The organism is Flavobacterium sp. GNP001 (genome assembly GCF_054343775.1).
Genome location: NZ_JBTGUX010000001.1, coordinates 2,980,821 through 3,002,693, shown reverse-complemented (window position 1 = coordinate 3,002,693; position 21,873 = coordinate 2,980,821). Strand labels below are relative to the sequence as shown.

The window sequence follows — 21,873 nt, the reverse complement described above, 5'->3', positions numbered from 1 at the left end:
TTTAAATCATAAAGTAAGATGGCGGAAATTAAACCTGCTGAAATTTCAGCAATATTAAGAAAGCAAGTAGAAGGTTTTGAATCTGGTGCTACACTAGAAGAAGTAGGAACCGTACTTCAAGTTGGAGATGGTATTGCTCGTATCTACGGGCTTTCTAATGTTCAATATGGAGAGTTAGTGGAGTTTGACAATGGTTTAGAGGCTATTGTATTGAACCTTGAAGAAGATAACGTAGGTGTGGTACTTTTAGGACCATCTACTGGTATCAAAGAAGGTTCTACTGCAAAAAGAACACAACGTATTGCTTCTCTTAAGGTAGGAGAACAAATGGTAGGACGTGTAGTAAACACACTTGGTTTTCCAATTGATGGAAAAGGACCAATTGGTGGAGACCTATACGAAATGCCATTAGAAAGAAAAGCTCCTGGAGTTATCTTCCGTCAGCCAGTTACTGAGCCATTACAAACAGGTATCAAAGCAGTTGATGCAATGATTCCAGTAGGTCGTGGACAACGTGAACTAGTTATTGGTGACCGTCAAACAGGTAAATCAACTGTTTGTATCGATACTATCTTAAATCAAAAAGAATTTTACGATGCTGGAAAACCAGTATTTTGTATCTACGTAGCTATTGGACAAAAAGCTTCTACTGTAGCAGGAATTGCTAAAATGTTAGAAGAAAAAGGTGCTATGGCGTATACTGTGATTGTTGCAGCTAATGCTTCTGATCCAGCTCCAATGCAAGTTTATGCTCCTTTTGCAGGTGCTGCAATTGGTGAATATTTTAGAGATTCAGGTCGTCCTGCTTTAATTGTTTATGATGATTTATCTAAACAAGCGGTTGCTTACCGTGAGGTTTCTCTTTTATTGAGAAGACCACCGGGACGTGAGGCCTATCCTGGAGACGTTTTTTACTTACACAGCCGTTTATTAGAGCGTGCTTGTAAAGTAATTGCTGATGACGGAATTGCTAAAAACATGAATGATTTACCAGATTCATTGAAATCTATCGTTAAAGGTGGTGGTTCGTTAACTGCTTTACCAATTATTGAAACACAAGCTGGTGACGTTTCTGCATACATCCCAACTAACGTAATTTCGATTACTGATGGTCAGATTTTCTTAGATGGTGATTTGTTTAACTCAGGGGTTCGTCCAGCGATCAACGTAGGTATTTCGGTATCACGTGTTGGAGGTAACGCTCAAATTAAATCAATGAAAAAAGTATCAGGTACTTTAAAACTAGATCAAGCACAATTCCGTGAATTGGAAGCGTTTGCTAAATTTGGTTCTGATTTGGATGCTGTTACTTTAAACGTAATTGAAAAAGGAAAAAGAAACGTTGAAATCTTGAAACAAGGTTTGAACGACCCTTATACTGTAGAAGATCAAGTAGCTATTATTTACGCAGGTTCTAAAAACTTGTTGAAAAATGTTCCTGTGAACAAAGTAAGAGAGTTCGAGAAAGATTTCTTAGAATTCTTAAACGCTAAGCACAGACCTACACTTGATGCTTTGAAAGCAGGAAAGTTAACAGACGAAATTACAGATGTAATTGAAACTGTAGCTAAAGAATTATCAGCAAAATATAACTAAAAAAAGTATTAAGTATTAGGTATTAAGTATCAAGGTTTTGTTCTTGGTCTTAATACTTAATACTTAAATCTTAATACTTAAAGAACAATGGCAAACTTAAAGGAAATCCGTAATAGAATTACTTCCGTTTCATCGACGATGCAAATTACATCGGCTATGAAAATGGTTTCTGCAGCAAAGCTAAAGAAAGCACAAGATGCGATCACAGCAATGCGCCCTTATGCCGAAAAATTAACGGAATTATTGCAAAATCTTTCTGCTACTTTAGAAGGTGATGCCGGTGGTGAGTACACTACACAACGCGAAGTAAAAAAAGTGTTGTTGGTGGTTATTACTTCTAACAGAGGTTTAGCAGGTGCGTTTAACACCAATGCCATCAAAGAAGCAAAAAACCGTGCCGATTACTATACAGGAAAACAAGTTGATGTTTTTGCTATTGGTAAAAAAGGAAACGATGTTTTGAGCAAAACTTTAAACGTTGTTGGTAATCAAAGTACTGTTTTTGATGATTTGACTTTTGATAATGTTGCTAAAATAGCGGATACTTTAATGGAGAAATTCGTTGGAGGTGAGTATGACAAAATTGAGTTGATTTACAACCAATTTAAAAATGCTGCTACGCAAATTGTTCAAACAGAGCAATTTTTACCGTTGGCATCTTTAAAAGCCAATGCTGCTGAAACTGCTGGTGATTATATTTTTGAACCATCAAAAGAAGAAATCGTGTTGACTTTGATTCCAAAATCTTTGAAAACACAATTGTATAAAGGTATTCGTGATTCTTTTGCCTCTGAGCACGGAGCACGTATGACAGCAATGCACAAAGCAACTGATAATGCAACTGAATTGAGAAATCAATTGAAATTAACTTATAACAAAGCGCGTCAAGCTGCAATTACTAACGAAATTTTAGAGATTGTTGGTGGAGCAGAGGCTTTGAAAGGATAAGAAAAACTTAGTTTTTCAAATCTTCAAAATGCGAAGTTTTGAAAGAGTTAACATATTTTGTTTTATAATACAAAGAGTCAACTTCGGTTGGCTCTTTTTTTTATACTTTGGTTTGCGACAAGTTAAATATCCTCATTAAGTTCATAAACATATTCGTTTTCCTTGTTTTTTCTTTTTCTATTCCTCTGATTTTTTCTCTAATTTTACATTTTTAAAACGAACATGGATTTACACCTTATAGAACTTACTACCAAAGAACAAATGTTGGCGCAATACGCTGTCATGCTACATTTGTATACCAACTTCACTTACGAAAAATACGATGCCTATCTTACGGATATGATTCCGCACAACTACAAGCAAATTGCTGTTTTTGAAGGTGATGTTTGTGTAGGACTTTCTGGTTTGTGGTCTGGAACAAAGCTTTGGTCAGGCAAGTACCTCGAAATTGATAATTTTATCGTTCACCCTGATCACCGTAAAAAAGGAATTGGTAAAAGGATGACCGATTATGTAGATGCGAAAGCCAAAGAACTTGGTTGCACTATGATTGTACTTGATGCTTTTACAGGAAACTTCAATGCACATCGTTTTTATTACAACCAAGGATATGCTCCCAAAGGTTTTCATTTCTTAAAAATTATCAACGAAGACGGTTTGTCTTAAGAATGCTGCTTTTGATAGAAAACAGTTTTCACAAATCAAGTAGGATATCTGCTTCATCAATGGTTAAAGTAACCACACAATTGCCTATTTTTGTTCCTATTGACCTCTTTAAAAGAAAATAATTTTGGGTTTATATAAAAATCTTTTTAAACAAACAGTCATTTACGGACTCGCTACGGTTGTCCCGCGAATGTTCAGTTTTATTTTGGTTCCATTATACACTGATTTACTTCCTAAAGCCGAATATGGTAAGGTTTCTGTCATTTTTGCCTACATGATTTTCTTTAATGTGCTTCTCGCCTATGGGTTTGAAACCGCATTCTTTAGGTTTTACAATAAAGAAAATGACAAAAAATCGGTTGTTGAAACAGCATCAGTTTCACTTTTTTGGACCTCAATTGTATTTTTGGTTATAGCTTTACTTTTCCGCAATAAATTGGCCATTTGGTCTGGTCTTGATGCGCAATATATTACATACACCATTTGGATTTTAGTGCTTGATGCCTTAGTGATTGTTCCTTTTTCAAAATTAAGAGTCAACCAGCAACCTATAAAATACGCCCTAATCAAAATAGGGAATGTTGTAGTTAATATGGTTCTTAACTTATTCTTTTTGAGTTATTTACCCGCCATTGCAAAATCAAATCCTGATGGTTTTTTAGGCTCGTTGTATATAACTGATTTTCAAATAGGTTATATTTTCGTATCCAACATTGTAGCCAGTTTGCTCACATTTTTAGTATTGTCACTAAGTTATTTAAAACTAAAATGGCATTTTGATTACCAGCTTTGGAAACGCATGCTGCAATACGGAATGCCCATTATGGTGGCCGGAATTGCATTTGCCATCAACGAACAGTTTGATAAAATTTTGTTGGCAGAACTATTGCCAGCAAATATTGCCGATGCAGAGGTAGGAGTATATTCCGCTTGTTATAAGCTTGGTTTATTTATGGTTTTGTACCGTACGGCCTACACTTTAGGAATTGAGCCTTTCTTTTTTAGCCATGCTGATAGTAAAGATGCACCACAAACCTATGCCACAATAACCAAATATTTTGTCATTTTTGGGTCGTTCATATTACTCTCCGTTATCGTTTTTGCCGATGTTTTAAAGGTAATTATGATTCAGGACGAGTCCTATTGGGAAGCCATGAAAGTAGTGCCATTAATTATTTTGGCTAATTTTTTTCTAGGTATTTACACCAACCTTTCCGTTTGGTACAAACTCATCGATAAAACGTATGTAGGTGCTTACATATCTATCGTAGGAGCCATCATCACACTAGCGCTCAATTACCTGTTAATCCCAACCATGAGTTATTACGGTTCAGCTATTGCCACAATAGCCGCTTATGGTAGCATGATGACCATCTCTTATTATTTCGGAAACAAATACTATCCCATACCGTATGACAGCCGTAAAATTTTTATGTATCTCATAATTTCAATTGGTTTTTCAGCGATTTCATTTTACGGATTCCGTGAGAATTATTTCGTAGGAATCCCGTTATTGCTCGTGTTCCTTTATTTTATATACCACAACGAAAAAGAATTATTAACCCAAATACTAAAACGTAAAGCGAAGTAGTATCAAATTTTCTAGGAGCTTATCGCGCCCTTCGTTTCAAGCTTTTTCCTAAAATTGTTTTTTTCTACGGCTCAAAAGGAGCTTCTTGCAGTCGCTCTTTTCACCCTCGAAAAAAATACAATTTTATAAAAAAAGGCTTTCCACTTCGGTCACGGCTAAAAAAGCGCACTTCCTAAATAAGACTATCTGATCCTGAAAACTAGCTCAAACAAATACATTATGAATATCAATATCATCAACAAATCACAACACGACTTGCCTAGCTATGAAACCATCGCCTCCGCAGGAATGGATTTACGAGCCAATATAACCGACCCAATTACATTAAAACCTTTAGAAAGAACCATCGTAAAAACAGGTCTTTTTATAGAACTACCTATTGGGTACGAAGCACAAGTAAGACCACGCAGCGGATTAGCTGCAAAAAATGGCGTAACCGTACTAAACGCACCCGGAACTGTTGATGCGGATTATCGTGGAGAAATTGGAGTTATTTTAGTAAATTTATCCAATGAAGATTTTACCATTCAAAACGGAGAACGCATAGCGCAATTGGTAATAGCAAAACACGAACGCGCCGAGTGGGCTGTAGTTCAGGAACTATCTGAAACTTCAAGAGGTGAAGGTGGTTTTGGTAGCACGGGAGTGAAGTAAACAGTCGCAGTATTCAGTGTGCAGTGTTAAGTCAAAGTAATCAGTCACAGTTAACAGTTTTAGAAAATTATTAAACGAGAAATTTCAAATATAAAGTGTCAAAAATCCGTTTAATCTTTTAAATCTGTGGTTAAATAAAATAGAAAAACTTTGCGAGCTTTGCGAAATCCTTCGTGAACTTTGCGTTTAAAAAGTAAAAGAAATTTAATAATTCAATGATTGAAAAATTTTAAAGATTTGTGATAATCATTAAATTTTTCAGTCATTTAATCTTTCAATAAATAAAGCATGAAAATAATCGTTCCTATGGCTGGTCGTGGATCACGCCTTCGCCCACATACATTAACCATTCCTAAACCATTAATTCCTGTTGCGGGTAAACCTATCGTACATAGATTGGTTGAAGACATTGCAGGAGTTTTAAATCAACAAATTGACGAAGTAGCTTTTATCATTCATGAAAGTTTTGGTCAGAAAGTGGAAGAAGAACTTTTGGCTATAGCTGCAAAACTAGGTGCTAAAGGAACCATTTACTACCAAAACGAAGCCTTAGGAACTGGTCACGCCATCATGTGTGCCAAAGAATCCTTGAGCGGACCAGCGGTAATTGCTTATGCCGATACCTTAATTCGTGCCGATTTTGACTTAGACAAAGAGGCAGATAGCGTAATTTGGGTAAAACAAGTTGAACAACCAGAAGCTTTTGGTGTGGTAAAATTAAACGCGAATAATGAAATCGTCGAGTTGGTTGAAAAACCAGCCACTTTTGTTTCAGACTTAGCGGTTATCGGGATTTACTATTTCAAAGATATCGCAGTACTTAAAAACGAATTGCAGTTGGTACTTGACAATAACATCATTCACGGTGGCGAATACCAAATCAATGACGGAATCAAACAAATGATGGCCAAAGGCATGAAATTTGTCCCTGGCAAAGTGGAGGAGTGGATGGATTGCGGTAACAAAAACGTGACTGTAGAAACCAATTCTAGAATGTTAGGATTTTTACATAATGATGGTAAATCCTTAGTTGATGAAAGTGTAAAACTAGAAAACGCAACTATTATACCGCCTTGCTATATTGGTAAAAACGTAGTGTTGGTTAACGCTACTGTTGGTCCAAATGTTTCCCTTGGAGATGGTTGTCATGTGGTAAACAGTACGGTAAAAAACAGTTTAGTACAAACGCATTCGCATATCAAAAATGCCGTTTTAGACAATGCTATGATTGGTAATCACGCTAGTTTTGATGGTAATTTTACCAGCATTAGCATAGGTGATTATTCTGTTTTAGAGTAAAATATGGCAACAACTCACTGATGTGAATCGGTGAGTTGTTACTTCAAAAAGGTTTTGATTTTGTGTCAATTGTACTAGTATTACGTTTAATTATGAATAGGAAAAACAATTTTTTTGTACTGCTACTAATTGGATTTTTTGGATTCCAAACAAATTTGTGCGCACAAATTGAGCCTGATGAAATCAAATTGGAAACGGATCAATTTCAAGAACTATTCTACGAATCTTTGCTGCAAAAAGGAATCGAAAATCACGATAAAGCCATTGTCGCTCTTGAAAAAGCCGATAAAATCAGTCCTAACAACGCTACCGTTTTTTATGAATTAGGGAAAAATTATTTAGCCTTAAAAAATTATCCCGAAGCCTTTACTTTTTTTGAAAAAGCCAGCACCATCGATCCTAAGAATAAATGGAATTACATTGGCATGTACGATGTGAGTTATGAAACCAAAAACTATGCGCAAGGAATCACAGTTTTAAACCAATTAATTCCAATCGATTCGAAGTACAAAGAGGATTTGACCTCGCTGTATATGGCTACCAATCAATACGACAAAGCTTTAACTTTGATACAAGAACTCAACCAGACCGTTGGAAAAACCGATAGAAGAGAATTGTATAAAAGTCAAATTCTATCAGTAGGGAAATATCAAAATTCGGAAATTGCAAACCTCGAACAACTCATTGCAAAGAACCCAAAGGAAGAATCGAATTACTTGAATTTGATTTTTTTATACTCTAAAAATAACGACGAGAAAAAAGCCTTTGAAGTTGTTCAGAAATTAGAGAAAGCCATACCTACTTCAGAGTGGGCGCAGGTGAGTTTATTCAAAAATTATTTAGATAGTAATGACGCTGCAAAAGCCATTAGTGCTATGAATACTGTTTTGGGAAGTAACAAAATAGACTCCAAAATTAAACACCGTATTCTGAACGAATTTTTAATTTATGTAAATAAAAATCCACAGTACAGCGCTGATTTAGAAAAAGCAGTTTCTTATTTTGATAATGATCCAAACATCAATGTTGCAAAAGAAGTTGGTTTGTTTTTTCAAAACAAAAAGCTGTACCAAAAAGCAATTCCCTTTTACGAAAAGGCTCTGAAAACCAATGCTGACAGTGATATCGCAACGCATTTGTTGCTCTTGCAAGCACTTACTGAGGTGCAGCAATTTGACCAAATAGATAAAAAAGCAACTGCTTTGGTAGAGAGTTTTCCAACACAAGCTACCTTTTATTATTATGCAGGTTTGGCTAACAATCAATTAAAACAGTTCAAGAAAGCAAAGGACTATCTCGAAATGGGCATGGATTATGTAGTAGAACAATTGGATTTAGAAGTGAATTTCAACATCCAATTAGGAGAAGCCTACAACGGTTTGGGCGATTTCAAGAAAAAAGACTTGTATTTTGCCAAAGCCAATCAATTACTTAAAGCAAAAAAATAATGAAAAAATGTGTCCTACTCTTTATACTTTCAGTGTCGTTGTTGGCATGCAAGTCCAAATCAATGGCAGTTGGTACAACTCCTGAAGCTCCTGAAGTTCCCGCAGTTACAAGCGCTGAAATGTCTGCTAAAAAAATTATTGAGCAGCATTACAACAATAAAATCGATTTTTCTACATTGTACATTAAGTCGAGCGCACGCTATGCAGATGATAAATTAACACAAAACGTAACGGCTGAAATTAAAATACAAAAAGACGAACAAATTTTGGTAAGCGTTCGTTTTCTGGGCATCACAATGGCTAAAGCCTTAATTACGCCAAAAGCAGTAAGTTATTACGAGAAATTAAATGGAACTTATTTTGAAGGCGATTTTAGTAGTTTGAGCCAATGGTTAGGTACTGATTTAGATTACGAAAAAGTGCAAAATTTATTATTGGGTAAGGCTATTGATAATTTAAACAAAGGCAAGTATCAAGTTAAACTTGAAGAGCAAAGTTATCAATTAGTAGATCAAAATAGTGGGAGCACTTCAAAATCTTACTTTTTAGATGCGTTGCGTTATTTAGTTCAAAAACAAGAAGTGGCTCAAGCTACTGAAGAACGTAACATTAAAGTAGAGTATGGCGCACACCAAGATTATGCACAAGGAACCTTGCCTACGCAAATTGCTATTCAAACCCAACAAAAAAAAGGAACTACGGATATAAAATTGGAGTACAACGGAATTTCTTTTAACGAAGAACTTTCTTTTCCTTATAGTGTGCCAAATGGCTACAAAAGAATTTTAATTAAGTAAATTTGCCAAAACATTTTTTTCACATGCCAAAATTGATCCTAAGCCTAATTTGTATTTGTATGACTTCCTTACTTTGGAGTCAAGAGTCACAACAAGAAAAATTAGAACAACGCAAAGAGCAAATTCAAAAAGAAATTCGCGAAAACGAAAAACTTTTACAATCCGTTAAGAAAAAAGAAAAAACGGTCGTGAACGTTATCGCGATTCAAAGCAATAAAATTAAGCTAAAGGAAAAATTAATTAATACGACCGAAAAGCAGACCAAATTGCTTAAAAACGACATGTATATTAATCAAGTACAGATTAATAAACTGAAAAAAGAATTAAAAATTTTAAAAGAAGACTATGCTAAAATGATTGTGAAATCATACAAAAGCAGGTCTAGTGAGAGTAGAGCCATGTTTTTACTGTCGTCTGAAAATTTCTTGCAAGCTTACAAACGTGCGCAATACATGAAGCAATACACGAGCTACAGAAAGATGCAAGGAGAAGAAATTAAAACTAAAACGGATAAATTAGCCGATTTCAATCAAAAGCTAGACGTTCAAAAAACGGCCAAACAAAAATTGATTGCCGAGAATGAAAAAGAACGTTTGTCTCTCGAAAAAGAAAAGCAAGAGCAACTTAAGTTGGTGAATTCTATCAAGAAGGACAAAAACAAGATTGCGCAAGAAATTAAAAAACGCCAGCAAGAATACAGAACAATTGACAGGCAAATCAATAGGTTAATTAGAGAAGCCATTGCTGAAGCCAATAGAAAAGCAGCACTAGAAAAAGCAAAAGCAAATCCTAGCGCGCCAGTATCTAAAGCGGCAGTATCATCATCAAAAATTGAATTAACGCCAGAGGCTAAATTAATTGCAGATAATTTTAGAGCCAACAGAGGTCGTTTGCCTTATCCGGTTGAAAAAGGGTTTATCTCTCTCGGCTACGGAAACCAAACGCACCCGCTCTTTAATACGATTACCATTCACAACAGTGGTGTTGAAATCACTACCGAAAAAGGGGCTAGTGCTCGTGCAGTTTTTGGAGGTGAGGTAACAAGTGTAATGGTAATTTCGCCAGTAAACAAGGCCGTTACCATTTTGCATGGTGATTATTTTACGGTGTATCAAAACTTAAGTTCGGTATCAGTAAGTAAAGGCGATAAAGTAAGTATTAAACAAAGCATTGGGAAAGTAAGAACCAATGGCGACACCGGAAAGACAGTTTTAAAGTTTATGATTTCTCAAAACTCAACCTTGATTAATCCAGAGGGTTGGTTGTCAGGAAGGTAATTTATAACTTGCCTTAACATAAAAAAGCACTATCTTTTCACAAGAAATGATAGTGCTTTTTTAGTTTTTAAAGGTGATTTTTCAATCAGTAATTCACTCCAATTTATTGGTACTGAATGTAAATTGGCTTTGGTGTAAGCTGAACCAATTGTTTTGGCGTGTACATGCTCCAGTTATTCCAATTGTCATTTTTGTAAAATAATTTGAAACCTGTAAACTGCACAGGCTCTCTAAAAATGTAACGTAAGTAAGTTGATTTTTTTAGAATTTGACTTCCAAAACCATCCATGTGCATCACGATTTGTACTTCAGGAACTTTTTTAATGTTTTGGTAATTGGTAACCATTCCTTGTGTAAAACGGTGTACTACTAAAACTTTTGGCGGAAGCTTTTTCTCGCGTACAATTCGAGACAAAATTTCAATTGCATCGTTAATATCGGAGGCGTCAAGTGTACCAATTTTTTTGCCAGGCACGTGACCTCTTTTCATCGAAAATTCAGGATCAATACCTAAATGCACATTGGGTTTTGCCAAATACGATTCTAGTTGCGTTACTTCTTCTTTTACAGTACTATGACCAATTTGCACGTCTAAAAACACCAATGCTTTAATAGGTTTTGCCCAAGCTAGCAAGGTATCAATTTGTTTAAACGGCATGCGCATGTTGTACCTATTTGCTTTTCCAGGTTGGCTTTGCGCCGAAACTGCAATATAATGTAGCGCAGGTATTGCTTGAACTGTTGAATCAGCGGCTTGCCATTTGGCTACTTCTGATTGTAGTTTTTGGATCATTTCTTCTTTGGGATATTCGCCTAAAACGCCCATTCTTTTCGAGTACAAATTACCATAAAATGCAATGATGCGTTGGTATGGCAAAACAGCACCCACTAACGGATACGGACTTTCTGCAGGCCATCTTCCTGTGGTGTCTTGGTTGCTTAAAGCGAGCATGCGCTTGTTGTAATCTATTGTGTCAAGTTGTGGTTTGTGACTTTGAATTTTTTTTGTAATAGGAGCTGTGGCTGGTTTTTTTGCAGCCTTTTCATTTTGACAAGAAAAAAACAGTAGTGAAAATGCTAAGGCAAAAAGTAGATTTAAAACGGGTTTCATTGTTGAGGAATTACTGCATCAAAAAGCTGCTGATTATGACAGCAAGGTATTCATTATTGGTTGAAATAAAGTTTGAAACCGTTACATAATTTACGGTTTTTGACAATATGAAATCGTGTTTTGACTTGGTTCCAAACCGAAGAAAAGAGTATCTTTAAGCACCAATTTAAACCGCTAAATAGTAGTCTCTTGTTAAAAAAAATAATTCTTTGTTTCCTTCTAGTTCAATATGCCTGCTTAACTTTTGCGCAAGCTAAAAAAGACACCATCTCTCTACCAGAAGTAGTTTTGAAAGGCGCACCGATACAAAAAAGCGTTCAAAAAACCGCTGCAGCTGTTGCAATACTAACTGCCGTTGATATCAATAAAAGCGATGGTTTGATTTTAACTTCAGTTTTAAATACAATTCCGGGCGTGAATATGCAGCAAGGTGCGTTGAACACCAACCGAATTATGATACGTGGTATTGGTGCACGCGCACAATTTGGCACTACCAAAATCAAAGCTTATTTTGACGGGATTCCGTTAACTACCGGCGAAGGAGAAACTACAATTGACGATTTAAATTTAAGCGCAATTGAAAAAATAGAAATCACAAAAGGACCCAATGCCACGAGTTTTGGATCTGGTTTGGGAGGCGTTATTCAACTGTTTTCAAAAGAGACGCCTGCGGGAGAGAATTTTGCAAAAGCTGCTACCACTTTAGGCAGTTTTGGTTTGCTACATCAGCAATATACTGCCGGGTTTGCGAATGCAAAAAGCAATTGGTACAGCAGTTATGCCAATGTGCAGCAAGACGGATTTAGAGCCAACAGTGACTACAATCGTAAAACATTCAACTTGCATGGCAAGCAGCAATTGGGAACGAAAGGGAAATTGTCTTTTTTAGGAACCTTTACACGATTGAAAGCGTTTATCCCAAGTTCGATTAACGAAAATGATTTTAACAACAATCCCGAAAAAGCCGCTCCTACTTGGGCTTCCGCAAAAGGATTTGAATCATATGATAAAGTACTTTTAGGACTTGCTCACCAACATCAATTCACAAATAAATGGTCGTTGCAAACGAGTGTTTTTGGTAGTTTCAAAGAGGCTTATGAACCACGACCTTTTGATATTTTAGAGGACAACACCAATACAGTGGGTTTGCGAGCGCATGCGAACTTCAAAAACCAACTTTTTTCAATACCCATGGAATTGAGTTTTGGAACTGAATTACTCAAAGAACGATACAATAATACTTTGTATCGCAATTTGTATCAATCGCAGCCGGGTCAGGGAAGTGTGCAAGGAGAAGCTTTCAGTACCGTAAATCAAAATAGAAATTATAGTACTTTTTTTGTTCAAATGGAGTTGCAACTAAATTCAAAACTGCAATTAGAAACGGGTTTGGCTTTCAATGAAACTTCATACTCATTAGAAAATGAAGAAAATCAAGGTGATCCGTACTCCTTTGGCGCTGTGTGGTCGCCACGTGTAGGATTGTCGTATCAAGTAAGCAAAGGAAAACATTTGTATACGGCAGTTAGCAATGGTTTTTCGGTGCCTTCGGTTTCAGAAACCTTAACTCCTCAAGGTCAAATCAATAGTAGTTTGAAACCAGAATTGGGTTGGAATTATGAAGTTGGTTTTAAAGGAAATTGGTTGGGTCAAAAGTTATATACCGAAGTTGCTTTGTACACTACTCAAATCAAAAATTTGTTGGTCGCACGTCGCACTGCCGAAGATCAATTTGTGGGTATCAATGCGGGTAGCAGCTCACATTCAGGTCTTGAGTTTGTGTTGCGTTATTTAGTTTTAAATACCCAACAAGTACAAGTTAAAACCTATACTTCGGGGACTTTGAATAATTTTAAGTTCAATGAATTTGTAGATGGAGATGCTGATTATTCTGGAAATCAACTTACGGGCGCACCGCAATCGCAGTTTAATTTCGGAATTGATGTGCAAACTAAAATGGGAGTAAGTTGGAACACTGCTTTGCAAACCGTTGGTAAAATCCCTATGAATGACAGCAACACCAAATACAGTGATCGTTACGCGCTGTTAGATAGTAAACTGACTTATTTATTTACCTTGTTTAATTGTTTAAAAACAGAGGCAAATGCTGGAGTAAACAACGCTTTAAATCAAAAATATGCGGCTAATATTTTACCTAATGCAGTAGGATTTGGTACTGCTGCGCCACGTTATTTTTATCCCGGAAATCCGATCAATTATTACGGAGGTTTTTCGGTAGCCTATTACTTTTAAATCTAAACTCTAAAAAAAACTTTATTTTTTAATAGCGGCAACCTCTGTTACAGTCACAACTTTGGTTTGTTTGTTGCTCCACGAAGTCATAATGTAGTTCATTACATCAGCTACTTCTTGATCACTGAGGCCCATGGCAGGCATGTTACCATTGTACCATTTACCATTAACTATCATCATGCCTTTTTTTCCGTATTTTACAGCTGCGATACTTGCTTTTCGTTTGTTTTTTAACCAGCTAGAACCATCTAATGGCGGAAAGTTAGTGCCATCGCCCTTCCCAGTGGCGCCGTGACATTGTATGCAAAAATCGGCATAGATTTCTTTACCTGGATTTTGAGTAGTTACAAAGTTGTTATTTTTATCAATGCGGCTGTATGTAGCTGTTTCAATAGAGTTCTTTGTAGCGATGCTTCCAAGCAATGCCATACCCAATCCCATTATTAGTTTTGTGTTGATCATGATTTAGTTAGGTATAATTTTTACAATTCCTTTTCCTTCAACTCCCATGTAAATGTAACCGTCGGGACCTTGCGCTACATTGCGTACACGACCTACACCGGTGGCAATTTTTTGACGACCTACAATTTCATCTCCCTTTAATTGAACCAATTCGAGGTATTGAAATTTCAACGATCCTACTAACAAATGTCCTTTCCAGTCTGGATATTTATCGCTGGTTACAAATGTCATTCCGCTTGGCGCGATAGAAGGCAACCAGTAATAAATTGGTTTTTCAATTCCTGGTTTTTCGTTTTGAGTGCTAATTGTAGTGCCATCATAATCGATGCCGTAGGTCACCACAGGCCAACCGTAATTCACTCCTTTTTGAATGATATTGATTTCGTCGCCACCTTGAGGTCCGTGTTCGGTTTCCCAAATAGCGCCTGTAACTGGATTTTTTGCCATTCCTTGTGGGTTGCGATTTCCGTAAGTGTAAATAGCTTCTTTAGCTCCTGATTTACCCACAAAAGGATTGTCTTTTGGAATACTTCCATCATCATTTAGTCGGTAAATTTTTCCGCCATCGCGGTTAATATCTTGTGGATTGACAAAGTGTTCGCCACGTTCTCCTACTGAGAAAAATAGGTAGCCATCATTGTCAAAAACAATTCGGGAACCAAAATGCTGTCCTTTGGTTGTGTTTGGAGTTGCTTTGTACAACGATTCAATTTGGGTTAAACCGCCATCAACTAATTTAGCGCGAATTAATTTTGTATTTCCTCCCGTACCTTCACCTTCTTCTGAAGCAAAAGTCATGTAAATCCAACCGTTTTTAGCGTAGTCTGGATGTAGAGCGATATCCAACAAACCACCTTGTCCGCGAGTATATACTTTTGGAACATTTTTAACGGCTGTTTTTTGTCCGTTTTTAATGTGAAACAAAGTCCCACTTTTTTCTGTAACCAATAGCGCACCGTCTGGCAACCAAGTCATTCCCCATGGAATGGCAATGTCCGAAGCCACGGTTTCTAAAGTATAATTTTTAACTTCGTCTTTGACAACTACATCATTTGGTTTGGTTTGTGCCTCACAATTTAGTGCAAGCATGGAGAATATAGAAAGGGAAACAAGCGTTATTTTTTTCATGATGGAAGTTTTAACAAAATTGTTTTTAAAGGTACTAAATGCCCAATAAAAATTGATGATTGGATTTAATTTTTGCTTCGAATTAACAAAATCAGTTCGTTGCGTTTAATTAATGTTTTTTGAAAAAAGATAAAGCCAAAGTTTCTCGATTAAAAAACCACCTTTTTGTTAGGTGGTTTTTGAGAGATTGTGTTTTATTTTTTGACACTGTATTTGGCTGTTCGGGCATCTTTGATGGTTCCTTTCCAATTTAATCCGAAACCAAAATCATAGACATTTCCAACGTTGTCTTGGTAAGGAATCATATCGTGTGGCACATCTTCGAGTTGTTTTTCAACGGTTGACATGTTGGCGGGCATTTGCAAGGGCAACAAACCAGACGGTTCGGTTTTACCAGAAACAATATCTAGCAAAGCCTCTACTTGTACGCCAAAATCTCCCAGAATTGCATCTACATTTTTTTCGAAATCACTAAAAACCATCGGATTTGAAATGGATACAGCTACTAAAACTGGTTTGTCTTTCATAGCTTTTTTTGTGTCCAAAATGGTATTTAAATCAGGATACGAATTGGATTTACTCGTTTTATTCACATACGAACGGTTGTTGATAGTAGGATCAATCACGGGATCACCAGCAGCAATACTTTGCACTCTTGCATCAACGGCGGTGTAGTCACTCAATTGCAAACTAATGGGTACATATCCGTTTCCGCCAGCTTCTCTATCCGCTCGGCTATACCCGTTGCTGATCGGACTTTTGATAAAAACCATTGCAAAGTCAGCTTTGTTCGGATCATCGGTTACAGTGTAGTATCTTTTAATCAATTCTAAATTAACTGGATATTCTGTCTTTTCTGGCGAAGGTTGTCCAAAAAAATTAATGCCAGCAGGTGTAGTGCGTTTTGGTACATAGACCGTTTTTCCTTTGGCAATTGGTAGCGTTTTGTTTTTATTTTTAAGCAATACTACCGATTTTAATTGCGCATCGTAACCGGCTTTCATGAACTCGGGTTTTCCAACAATAGCTTTGGTTTCGTTCGGGTCTAAATAGGCATTTTCGAACAATCCTACTCTAAAAATATTCAAAAGTAGCCTAACCGCTGACTGCTCAAAACGCTTCCGCATGAAGGATTCGCCTTGCTCTTTTACACCCATTTCATAGGCTTCAAGAACAGGTTTGATGTCGTTATTTCCTCCAAATTGATCTACTCCAGCCATCAGCACTTTGTAATGTCTTTCGGCCACGGTTAAGGATTCAACTCCCCAAGATTTTCCAGCAAATACATCTGGTTTCGGGCCTTCATCAGCAGTAATGAGCCAATCGGTACAAACTACGCCATCGTAGCTGTATTTATCTCGCAACAAATCAGTGATGATGTATTTGCTAAACCCGTTCCCAACGTTCTCGTTATATTTTTTATCTTGACCAAATGAGATGGTGTAGTAAGGCATCACCGCCGATGCTTTTTTGGTAGATCCATTCAGTTGAAAAGCGCCTTCGGTAAATGGTTTTAAGTGCGTTTCGAAATTGTTTCCCGGATAAACTGCAAATTTTCCGTAGGCAAAATGTCCATCGCGTCCGGCTTCTTCAGGACCGCCGCTTGGCCAATGTTTCACCATGGCATTTACACTTTGATGTCCCCAACCGTTGTAGTTGGCAATTGGTTTTTTTGGAGTTTGAAAACCATCTACATAGGCTCTTGCCATGTCGGTAGCTAGTTTTGGGTCTTCGCCAAAAGTACCCACAAAGCGATTCCATCTTGGTTCTGTTGCCAAATCAATTTGAGGCGAAAGCGCCGTTGCAATTCCCATGGCACGGTATTCTTGTGCAGCAATACTGCCAAATTGTTGTGTAATGGCAGCATCAAAAGTAGCAGCTAGTCCTAATTCTTCTGGCCATTGTGAGATAGCACCTCCTGAACCCGCATTGTATTCGGCATCTTTATTGGCTCCGTTTCTAGGATCGGAACTGTTGTTGGCTGGAATTCCCATCCCGATACCTTCGACTAAAGTTTGAATATTGTTGTTCCACTGTGCTGCAATTTCGGGCGACGCTACCGAGGTCATTAATATATGTCGCAGATTGTCTTTGGTTAAAAAAGCAATTTGCTGATCGGATAAAGCGGAAGCTTGTGCTCCACTTTGCGAGAAAGGTTTTCCGTTATAGGTTCCTGTAAACATGCCTGCTTCTTGCGCCGGAATGGCTTGGTGCCTGCTGTACAACATTAAACCTGCGATTTGTTCTACGGTCATTTGTGCGGCTAGGTCTTTGGCTCTTTCGTTTACGGGTTTGCGCCAATCTTCATAGAGGTCTAATTTCCCGTTTTTATTCAAGTCTTTAAAGGCAAATCCATCTACTTGAATGATTTTGATACCTGATTGTGGGGAGTAACCCAAGGTTTGACCTCCTTTGTTGGCTACCAATTTATAGGTGTTTTTGTTGGTTTCGGTCCATTTGGTTTGTGCCTGCAAGCCTAAAGCAAGTAGGAGCAAAGAGGGTAGTATTACAATTTTTGATTTCATATGGGTTTATTTTCAGGTCAATAGCTTTAATTGAAGTATTTCAAATGTAACGAAAAATAATATGTGTTGTATAGACACAATGAAACTATTTTTATTTTTGAAATCAAAGTAATTAGGAATAGCGACTATAAAACTATTTTTTGTTTAACTTTGCTGAATTAAAATTAAACAAAATAAAATAATTATTCTTTGCATAAGCTGAAAATAAATGGAAGATAAAAAACCAGATAATGTTGTTTATACTGCCGAGGCGGGATACAATGCTAATATTTTGCCCTACGCAACAGGCGTTGGTGCACCAGTTATTCGTGTTGATGATGTAGTTTCTTGGAAAAGCAGAGGAATTGACAATGTGAATAAAGAATTGGGGAATAAGTTCAATGAACTCAAGTTGCAGTACGAAAAATTGATGCAAGAATACGAATGGAACGAACTCGTATACAGTGCCAAATTTTCGTTTGAGCCAGTTATTGGCGAGATTTACCATTTGTATCGCGATGCGCAAGGCGTTCATTTTTTATCCTTGATAGGTCCACACGAGTGGAATAAAGAACACATTGGTACTTTTAAACTCAACAGCGATAAAAAGTGGATGCATTTAGACGGCTATTCCAACTTTTAATAAGTGCTTTTACTTTTCAAAAAGAAATATTTTTACAAGAAGAAAGGGACCGCTCATTGTGAACGGTCCCTTTTTTGGTTTTGTAATACTTTATATTCGTTGCAACTTATTTTTTATCCTCATCTACAATAATAGCGGGAACTTTTTGTTGCATCACATAGCTGTTAAAAGCTTTCACATCTTTATCCATCAGCTCTTGTAATTTACTGATTTGAGCGTCTATTTTTTGAGCTAAATCTTGGTAAACTACATACGCATTTCGCGTAGGTTTTGACTCTGATGAAGAAATGTTTGAGCCCAAACCAGCCATTTTATCATTCAATTGTATAGGGTAGGCCAATACATCTTGCGGTGCTTTCGCTTTTGGTTGCATTAAAGTTCCTTCGATAGCATCTAGACTTTCTAAAGTTGTTTTTGTCATTTTTTTCATTTCTTCTACCAGCGCAACATCTTTTACGCTACCGATATACGAATTGATTTGCGATCTAATTTTGCGTAATTTGTTGATCGCCTTATGCGCTTCGTCCACTTTTTTGTTTACTTTTTGATGCAAATCAAATTGTTCTTGTAAGTCGGCTGCACTTGTATTTACTCGTGGGTCTAATTTAATTTCGAAGGCTGCTTCGCCAATTACAGTTTTTCCTTCTAAAAGTTTAACGGTATAAGTACCAGGAACTACTTTTGCACCTGCTCCAGAACCAGCCCACATTACATTGGTACCCTCTACTTCGGTTACATTAGGATATCTCATGTTCCACACAAAAGAATTCATACCTGCTTGCGCTGAAATTGTTCCTGGTTGTGCTTTCTTGGTATCAGTATAAAACTCTTTTGAAGGTGTCATTTCTTTGCCTTTCAAGTTTTTTGTAGACGAGTAGGTGATAATAGTATCTCCTTTTGGAGTAGCAAATTGCAATTTTATCTCGCTCGTAGGTTTCTTTTTAAAATAGTAACGCACAATTACACCATTTGGCGCATTGGTCCCTGTGCTTGTGTCATCGCTTTGACCACCTGACATACGGTAGGCATGGCGTGGTTTGAATAAGTGTTTGTCTGCTTTTACTGCTTGGTCTTTGATTTCGTACAATGGAGTAATGTCATCTAAGACCCAGAACGCACGACCGTGAGTAGCCACTACTAAATCTTTCTCTCTTTTGTGAACACGTAAATCACGAATTGGTGTTAGCGGAAGGTTTAAGTTGAGTTTTTGCCACGAATCGCCATCATTGAATGAAACATAAATACCGCGTTCTGTACCAGCATAAAGCAATCCGGGTTTGTTTGGGTCTTCGCGCAATACACGACAATATTCGTCACTCGGAATTCCGTTCGTTATTTTAGTCCATGTTTTTCCGTAATCAGACGTTTTAAATAAATATGGATTGCGATCGCCGTACATGTATTTGTTCGCCGCTACGTAAGCTTTTCCTTTTTGATGCTCAGAAGTATGAATCATACTAATCAATGAAAAATCAGGTAAAAGCGTTGTTGGTAATGAAATATTATCCCATTTGGCACCATTGTTTTTCGTGATGTGAATCAAACCATCATCAGATCCTGTCCAGATAACACCTTCTTCAAGAGGCGATTCTGATAAGGTGAAAATAGTAGCATAGGCTTCGGCACCAGTTTGGTCTAAAGTTATTGGACCTCCTGTTTCGCCAGTAGTTTTTGGATCATTACGCGACAAGTCAGGACTTATAATTTGAAAAGAATTTCCTTGATCCTCAGTAACGTGCACCACTTGTGAGGTCACGTACATTTTCTTAGGATTGTGAGGCGAAAAAACGATTGGGTACGTCCATTGAAAACGGTATTTTTTAGCATTGGATGGCGCTCCAATATTCGACTCCGGATAAGGAGAAATATCTTTTGACTGTCCTGTTTTTTTGTTGAAAGTACTTAACTGTCCGTCGTATTCACCACCAAAAGTAATGTCAGAATTGGTTGGGTCAGCTTCAATATAACCCGCTTCGCCACCCGCAACAGGATACCAAGATTCTGTACCGATACCATAACCATTGGTTCTTGAAGCGATACGAACAGATGAGTTGTCTTGTTGTGCGCCGTAGATGTTATACGGAAATTCATTGTCTACCGAAACGTGGTAAAACTGACTCGTAGGTACATCAAGGGCAGTAAAAGTTTCACCTCCGTTATAGGTAACTTCTCCGCCACCATCATCACCAATTATAAAATTATCAGGGTTGTTCGGGTTGATCCAAACATCATGTGTATCACCGTGACCTACGTTTATTTTTTTGAAACTTTTGCCGCCATCGCTTGTTTTCCAAGCATCAACATTCAAAACAATTAATCCATTTTCGTTTTTAGGATCGGTTTGTAAATTCATGTAATACCATGGACGTTGCCACAAATTTTTGTCTTCGTTAATTAGTTGCCAGTGTTCACCAGCATCATCAGAGCGGTACAATCCGCCTTTGTTGTTTTCGATTAAAGCATACAAACGGTTTGAGTTTACAGGCGAAACAGCAACTCCTATTTTACCAAGCAAACCAATAGGCATTCCTGGTTTTTCGTTTAAAGAAACCCAAGTATCGCCACCATCGATCGATTTGTATAGTCCAGAACCTTTTCCTCCAGACGACATCGAGTGTCCGTTACGATACGCTTCCCACAAGGTAGCATACACAATTCGCGGATTAGATGGATCAATGCGAACACACATCGCTCCGGTTTTAGCATCTTTAGAAAGGACTAATTGCCATGTTTTTCCACCATCTTTAGATCGGTACACACCACGCTCCGGGTTCGATTGAAAAGGATTTCCCATTGCTGCTGCAAAAACGATATTGGCATCAGTAGGATGTACCTCAATATTACCAATAGCATCTGCCTTGTCTAGTCCTGCTTTTGCCCAGCTTTTGCCACCGTTAACTGATTTATAAACGCCATCGCCAAAGGAAATGTTAGATCGCATATCGGCCTCGCCCATTCCTACATAAATCACATTAGCATCAGAAGGCGCCACGGTTATAGCTCCAACGGAAGAGGATTTAAAAACACTGTCAGATATAGGAAACCATTCGTTTCCGCCATCAATGGTTTTCCAGACACCGCCACCGGTTGCCCCAAAGTAGTACGTGAGCGGTTGACTGGCGTGACCTGCAACAGCCAAGGACCTACCGGCTCTAAAGGGCCCGATGTTGCGCCATTTGAGGGCGTTAAAAACACTATCTGTAGCAATGGCTGCCGTGTTTTTGTTTTTTACATTCTTTTTTTGAGCGAATCCGCTTGGTGCGTTACTCACTAATGCTGCTGCAATGATAAGGCCATGAAAGACTTTTTTACAATGCGTTCGATTCATATGGTTTGGTTTTTAGTTAGTTTTTAGTTTTATAATGAAAACACAATTTAGAACTTTATTTTCAACTGTTATTACAATTAAAACTCATGATCAAAGCGGTTTTGTATTTTAACTACTGTTCAAATATAGTGAATAATCAAATGGTTTGGTTATGAAGTGTTTGCAGAT

The 21,873-nt window shown here is 37.4% G+C and carries 16 protein-coding genes; 11 read left to right on the top strand and 5 right to left on the bottom strand.

The features are described 5' to 3' along the window. The first annotated feature begins 18 nt into the window (after nt 1-18). The 9 genes from atpA to ACXX8U_RS12820 all read left to right on the top strand — a co-directional run bounded on the left by atpA (nt 19) and on the right by ACXX8U_RS12820 (nt 10,276). A complete protein-coding gene (atpA, locus tag ACXX8U_RS12860; RefSeq protein ID WP_166132665.1) occupies nt 19-1,596 on the top strand; it encodes a F0F1 ATP synthase subunit alpha in 1,578 nt (525 codons plus the stop codon). 87 nt (nt 1,597-1,683) lie between these two features. After that, on the top strand, nt 1,684-2,544 hold the full coding sequence (gene atpG / locus ACXX8U_RS12855) for an ATP synthase F1 subunit gamma (protein ID WP_458566183.1): 861 nt from the start codon (nt 1,684-1,686) through the stop codon (nt 2,542-2,544). Between the two features lie 222 nt (nt 2,545-2,766). After that, complete coding sequence (locus tag ACXX8U_RS12850) at nt 2,767-3,210, top strand: GNAT family N-acetyltransferase (RefSeq protein WP_458566182.1); 444 nt, start codon at nt 2,767-2,769, stop codon at nt 3,208-3,210. A gap of 124 nt (nt 3,211-3,334) precedes the next feature. Continuing rightward, the gene (locus ACXX8U_RS12845) at nt 3,335-4,801 is read left to right on the top strand and encodes a lipopolysaccharide biosynthesis protein (RefSeq protein ID WP_458566181.1); all 1,467 of its coding nucleotides are present in this window, start codon (nt 3,335-3,337) and stop codon (nt 4,799-4,801) included. A gap of 219 nt (nt 4,802-5,020) precedes the next feature. Continuing rightward, a complete protein-coding gene (dut, locus tag ACXX8U_RS12840) occupies nt 5,021-5,455 on the top strand; it encodes a dUTP diphosphatase (RefSeq protein ID WP_458566180.1) in 435 nt (144 codons plus the stop codon). A gap of 288 nt (nt 5,456-5,743) precedes the next feature. Next, nucleotides 5,744-6,754: a sugar phosphate nucleotidyltransferase gene (locus ACXX8U_RS12835; RefSeq protein WP_458566179.1), complete on the top strand. Its 1,011-nt coding sequence runs from the start codon at nt 5,744-5,746 to the stop codon at nt 6,752-6,754. 155 nt (nt 6,755-6,909) lie between these two features. Continuing rightward, nucleotides 6,910-8,202 carry a tetratricopeptide repeat protein gene (locus tag ACXX8U_RS12830; protein WP_458566178.1) on the top strand — a complete coding sequence of 431 codons (1,293 nt, stop codon included), beginning with the start codon at nt 6,910-6,912 and terminating at the stop codon, nt 8,200-8,202. Continuing rightward, nucleotides 8,202-8,999, top strand: a complete 798-nt coding sequence (gene lolB1 / locus ACXX8U_RS12825) for a lipoprotein insertase outer membrane protein LolB1 (RefSeq protein ID WP_505307833.1) — start codon at nt 8,202-8,204, stop codon at nt 8,997-8,999. Before ACXX8U_RS12830 ends, lolB1 begins: the two co-directional genes overlap by 1 nt. A gap of 59 nt (nt 9,000-9,058) precedes the next feature. Then, nucleotides 9,059-10,276: a murein hydrolase activator EnvC family protein gene (locus tag ACXX8U_RS12820; protein ID WP_225899133.1), complete on the top strand. Its 1,218-nt coding sequence runs from the start codon at nt 9,059-9,061 to the stop codon at nt 10,274-10,276. Nucleotides 10,277-10,379: 103 nt separating this feature from the next. Here the strand turns inward: ACXX8U_RS12820 and ACXX8U_RS12815 are convergent, their stop codons facing one another. Further along, nucleotides 10,380-11,387 (bottom strand): hypothetical protein, encoded by a 1,008-nt coding sequence (locus ACXX8U_RS12815; protein WP_458566176.1) that lies wholly within the window; start codon nt 11,385-11,387, stop codon nt 10,380-10,382. 189 nt (nt 11,388-11,576) lie between these two features. Between ACXX8U_RS12815 and ACXX8U_RS12810 the strand changes: the two genes are divergently transcribed. Then, nucleotides 11,577-13,640 carry a TonB-dependent receptor family protein gene (locus ACXX8U_RS12810; protein WP_458566175.1) on the top strand — a complete coding sequence of 688 codons (2,064 nt, stop codon included), beginning with the start codon at nt 11,577-11,579 and terminating at the stop codon, nt 13,638-13,640. Between the two features lie 21 nt (nt 13,641-13,661). Here ACXX8U_RS12810 and ACXX8U_RS12805 read toward each other — a convergent pair whose 3' ends face one another. From ACXX8U_RS12805 to ACXX8U_RS12795, 3 genes are all read right to left on the bottom strand, one after another. Then, entirely contained in the window at nt 13,662-14,102 is a 441-nt protein-coding gene (locus tag ACXX8U_RS12805) for a c-type cytochrome (RefSeq protein ID WP_458566174.1), read from the bottom strand. Between the two features lie 3 nt (nt 14,103-14,105). Beyond that, nucleotides 14,106-15,230 carry a PQQ-dependent sugar dehydrogenase gene (locus tag ACXX8U_RS12800; RefSeq protein WP_458566173.1) on the bottom strand — a complete coding sequence of 375 codons (1,125 nt, stop codon included), beginning with the start codon at nt 15,228-15,230 and terminating at the stop codon, nt 14,106-14,108. A gap of 194 nt (nt 15,231-15,424) precedes the next feature. Then, entirely contained in the window at nt 15,425-17,755 is a 2,331-nt protein-coding gene (locus tag ACXX8U_RS12795; protein ID WP_458566172.1) for a glycoside hydrolase family 3 protein, read from the bottom strand. 208 nt (nt 17,756-17,963) lie between these two features. Here ACXX8U_RS12795 and ACXX8U_RS12790 point away from each other — a divergent pair, with 208 nt between their 5' ends. Continuing rightward, nucleotides 17,964-18,377, top strand: coding sequence for a DUF2452 domain-containing protein (locus ACXX8U_RS12790; protein ID WP_166132679.1), 414 nt, complete (start codon nt 17,964-17,966; stop codon nt 18,375-18,377). Between the two features lie 106 nt (nt 18,378-18,483). Here ACXX8U_RS12790 and ACXX8U_RS12785 read toward each other — a convergent pair whose 3' ends face one another. Then, nucleotides 18,484-21,705 (bottom strand): WD40/YVTN/BNR-like repeat-containing protein, encoded by a 3,222-nt coding sequence (locus tag ACXX8U_RS12785; protein WP_458566171.1) that lies wholly within the window; start codon nt 21,703-21,705, stop codon nt 18,484-18,486. Between the last annotated feature and the right edge of the window lie 168 nt (nt 21,706-21,873).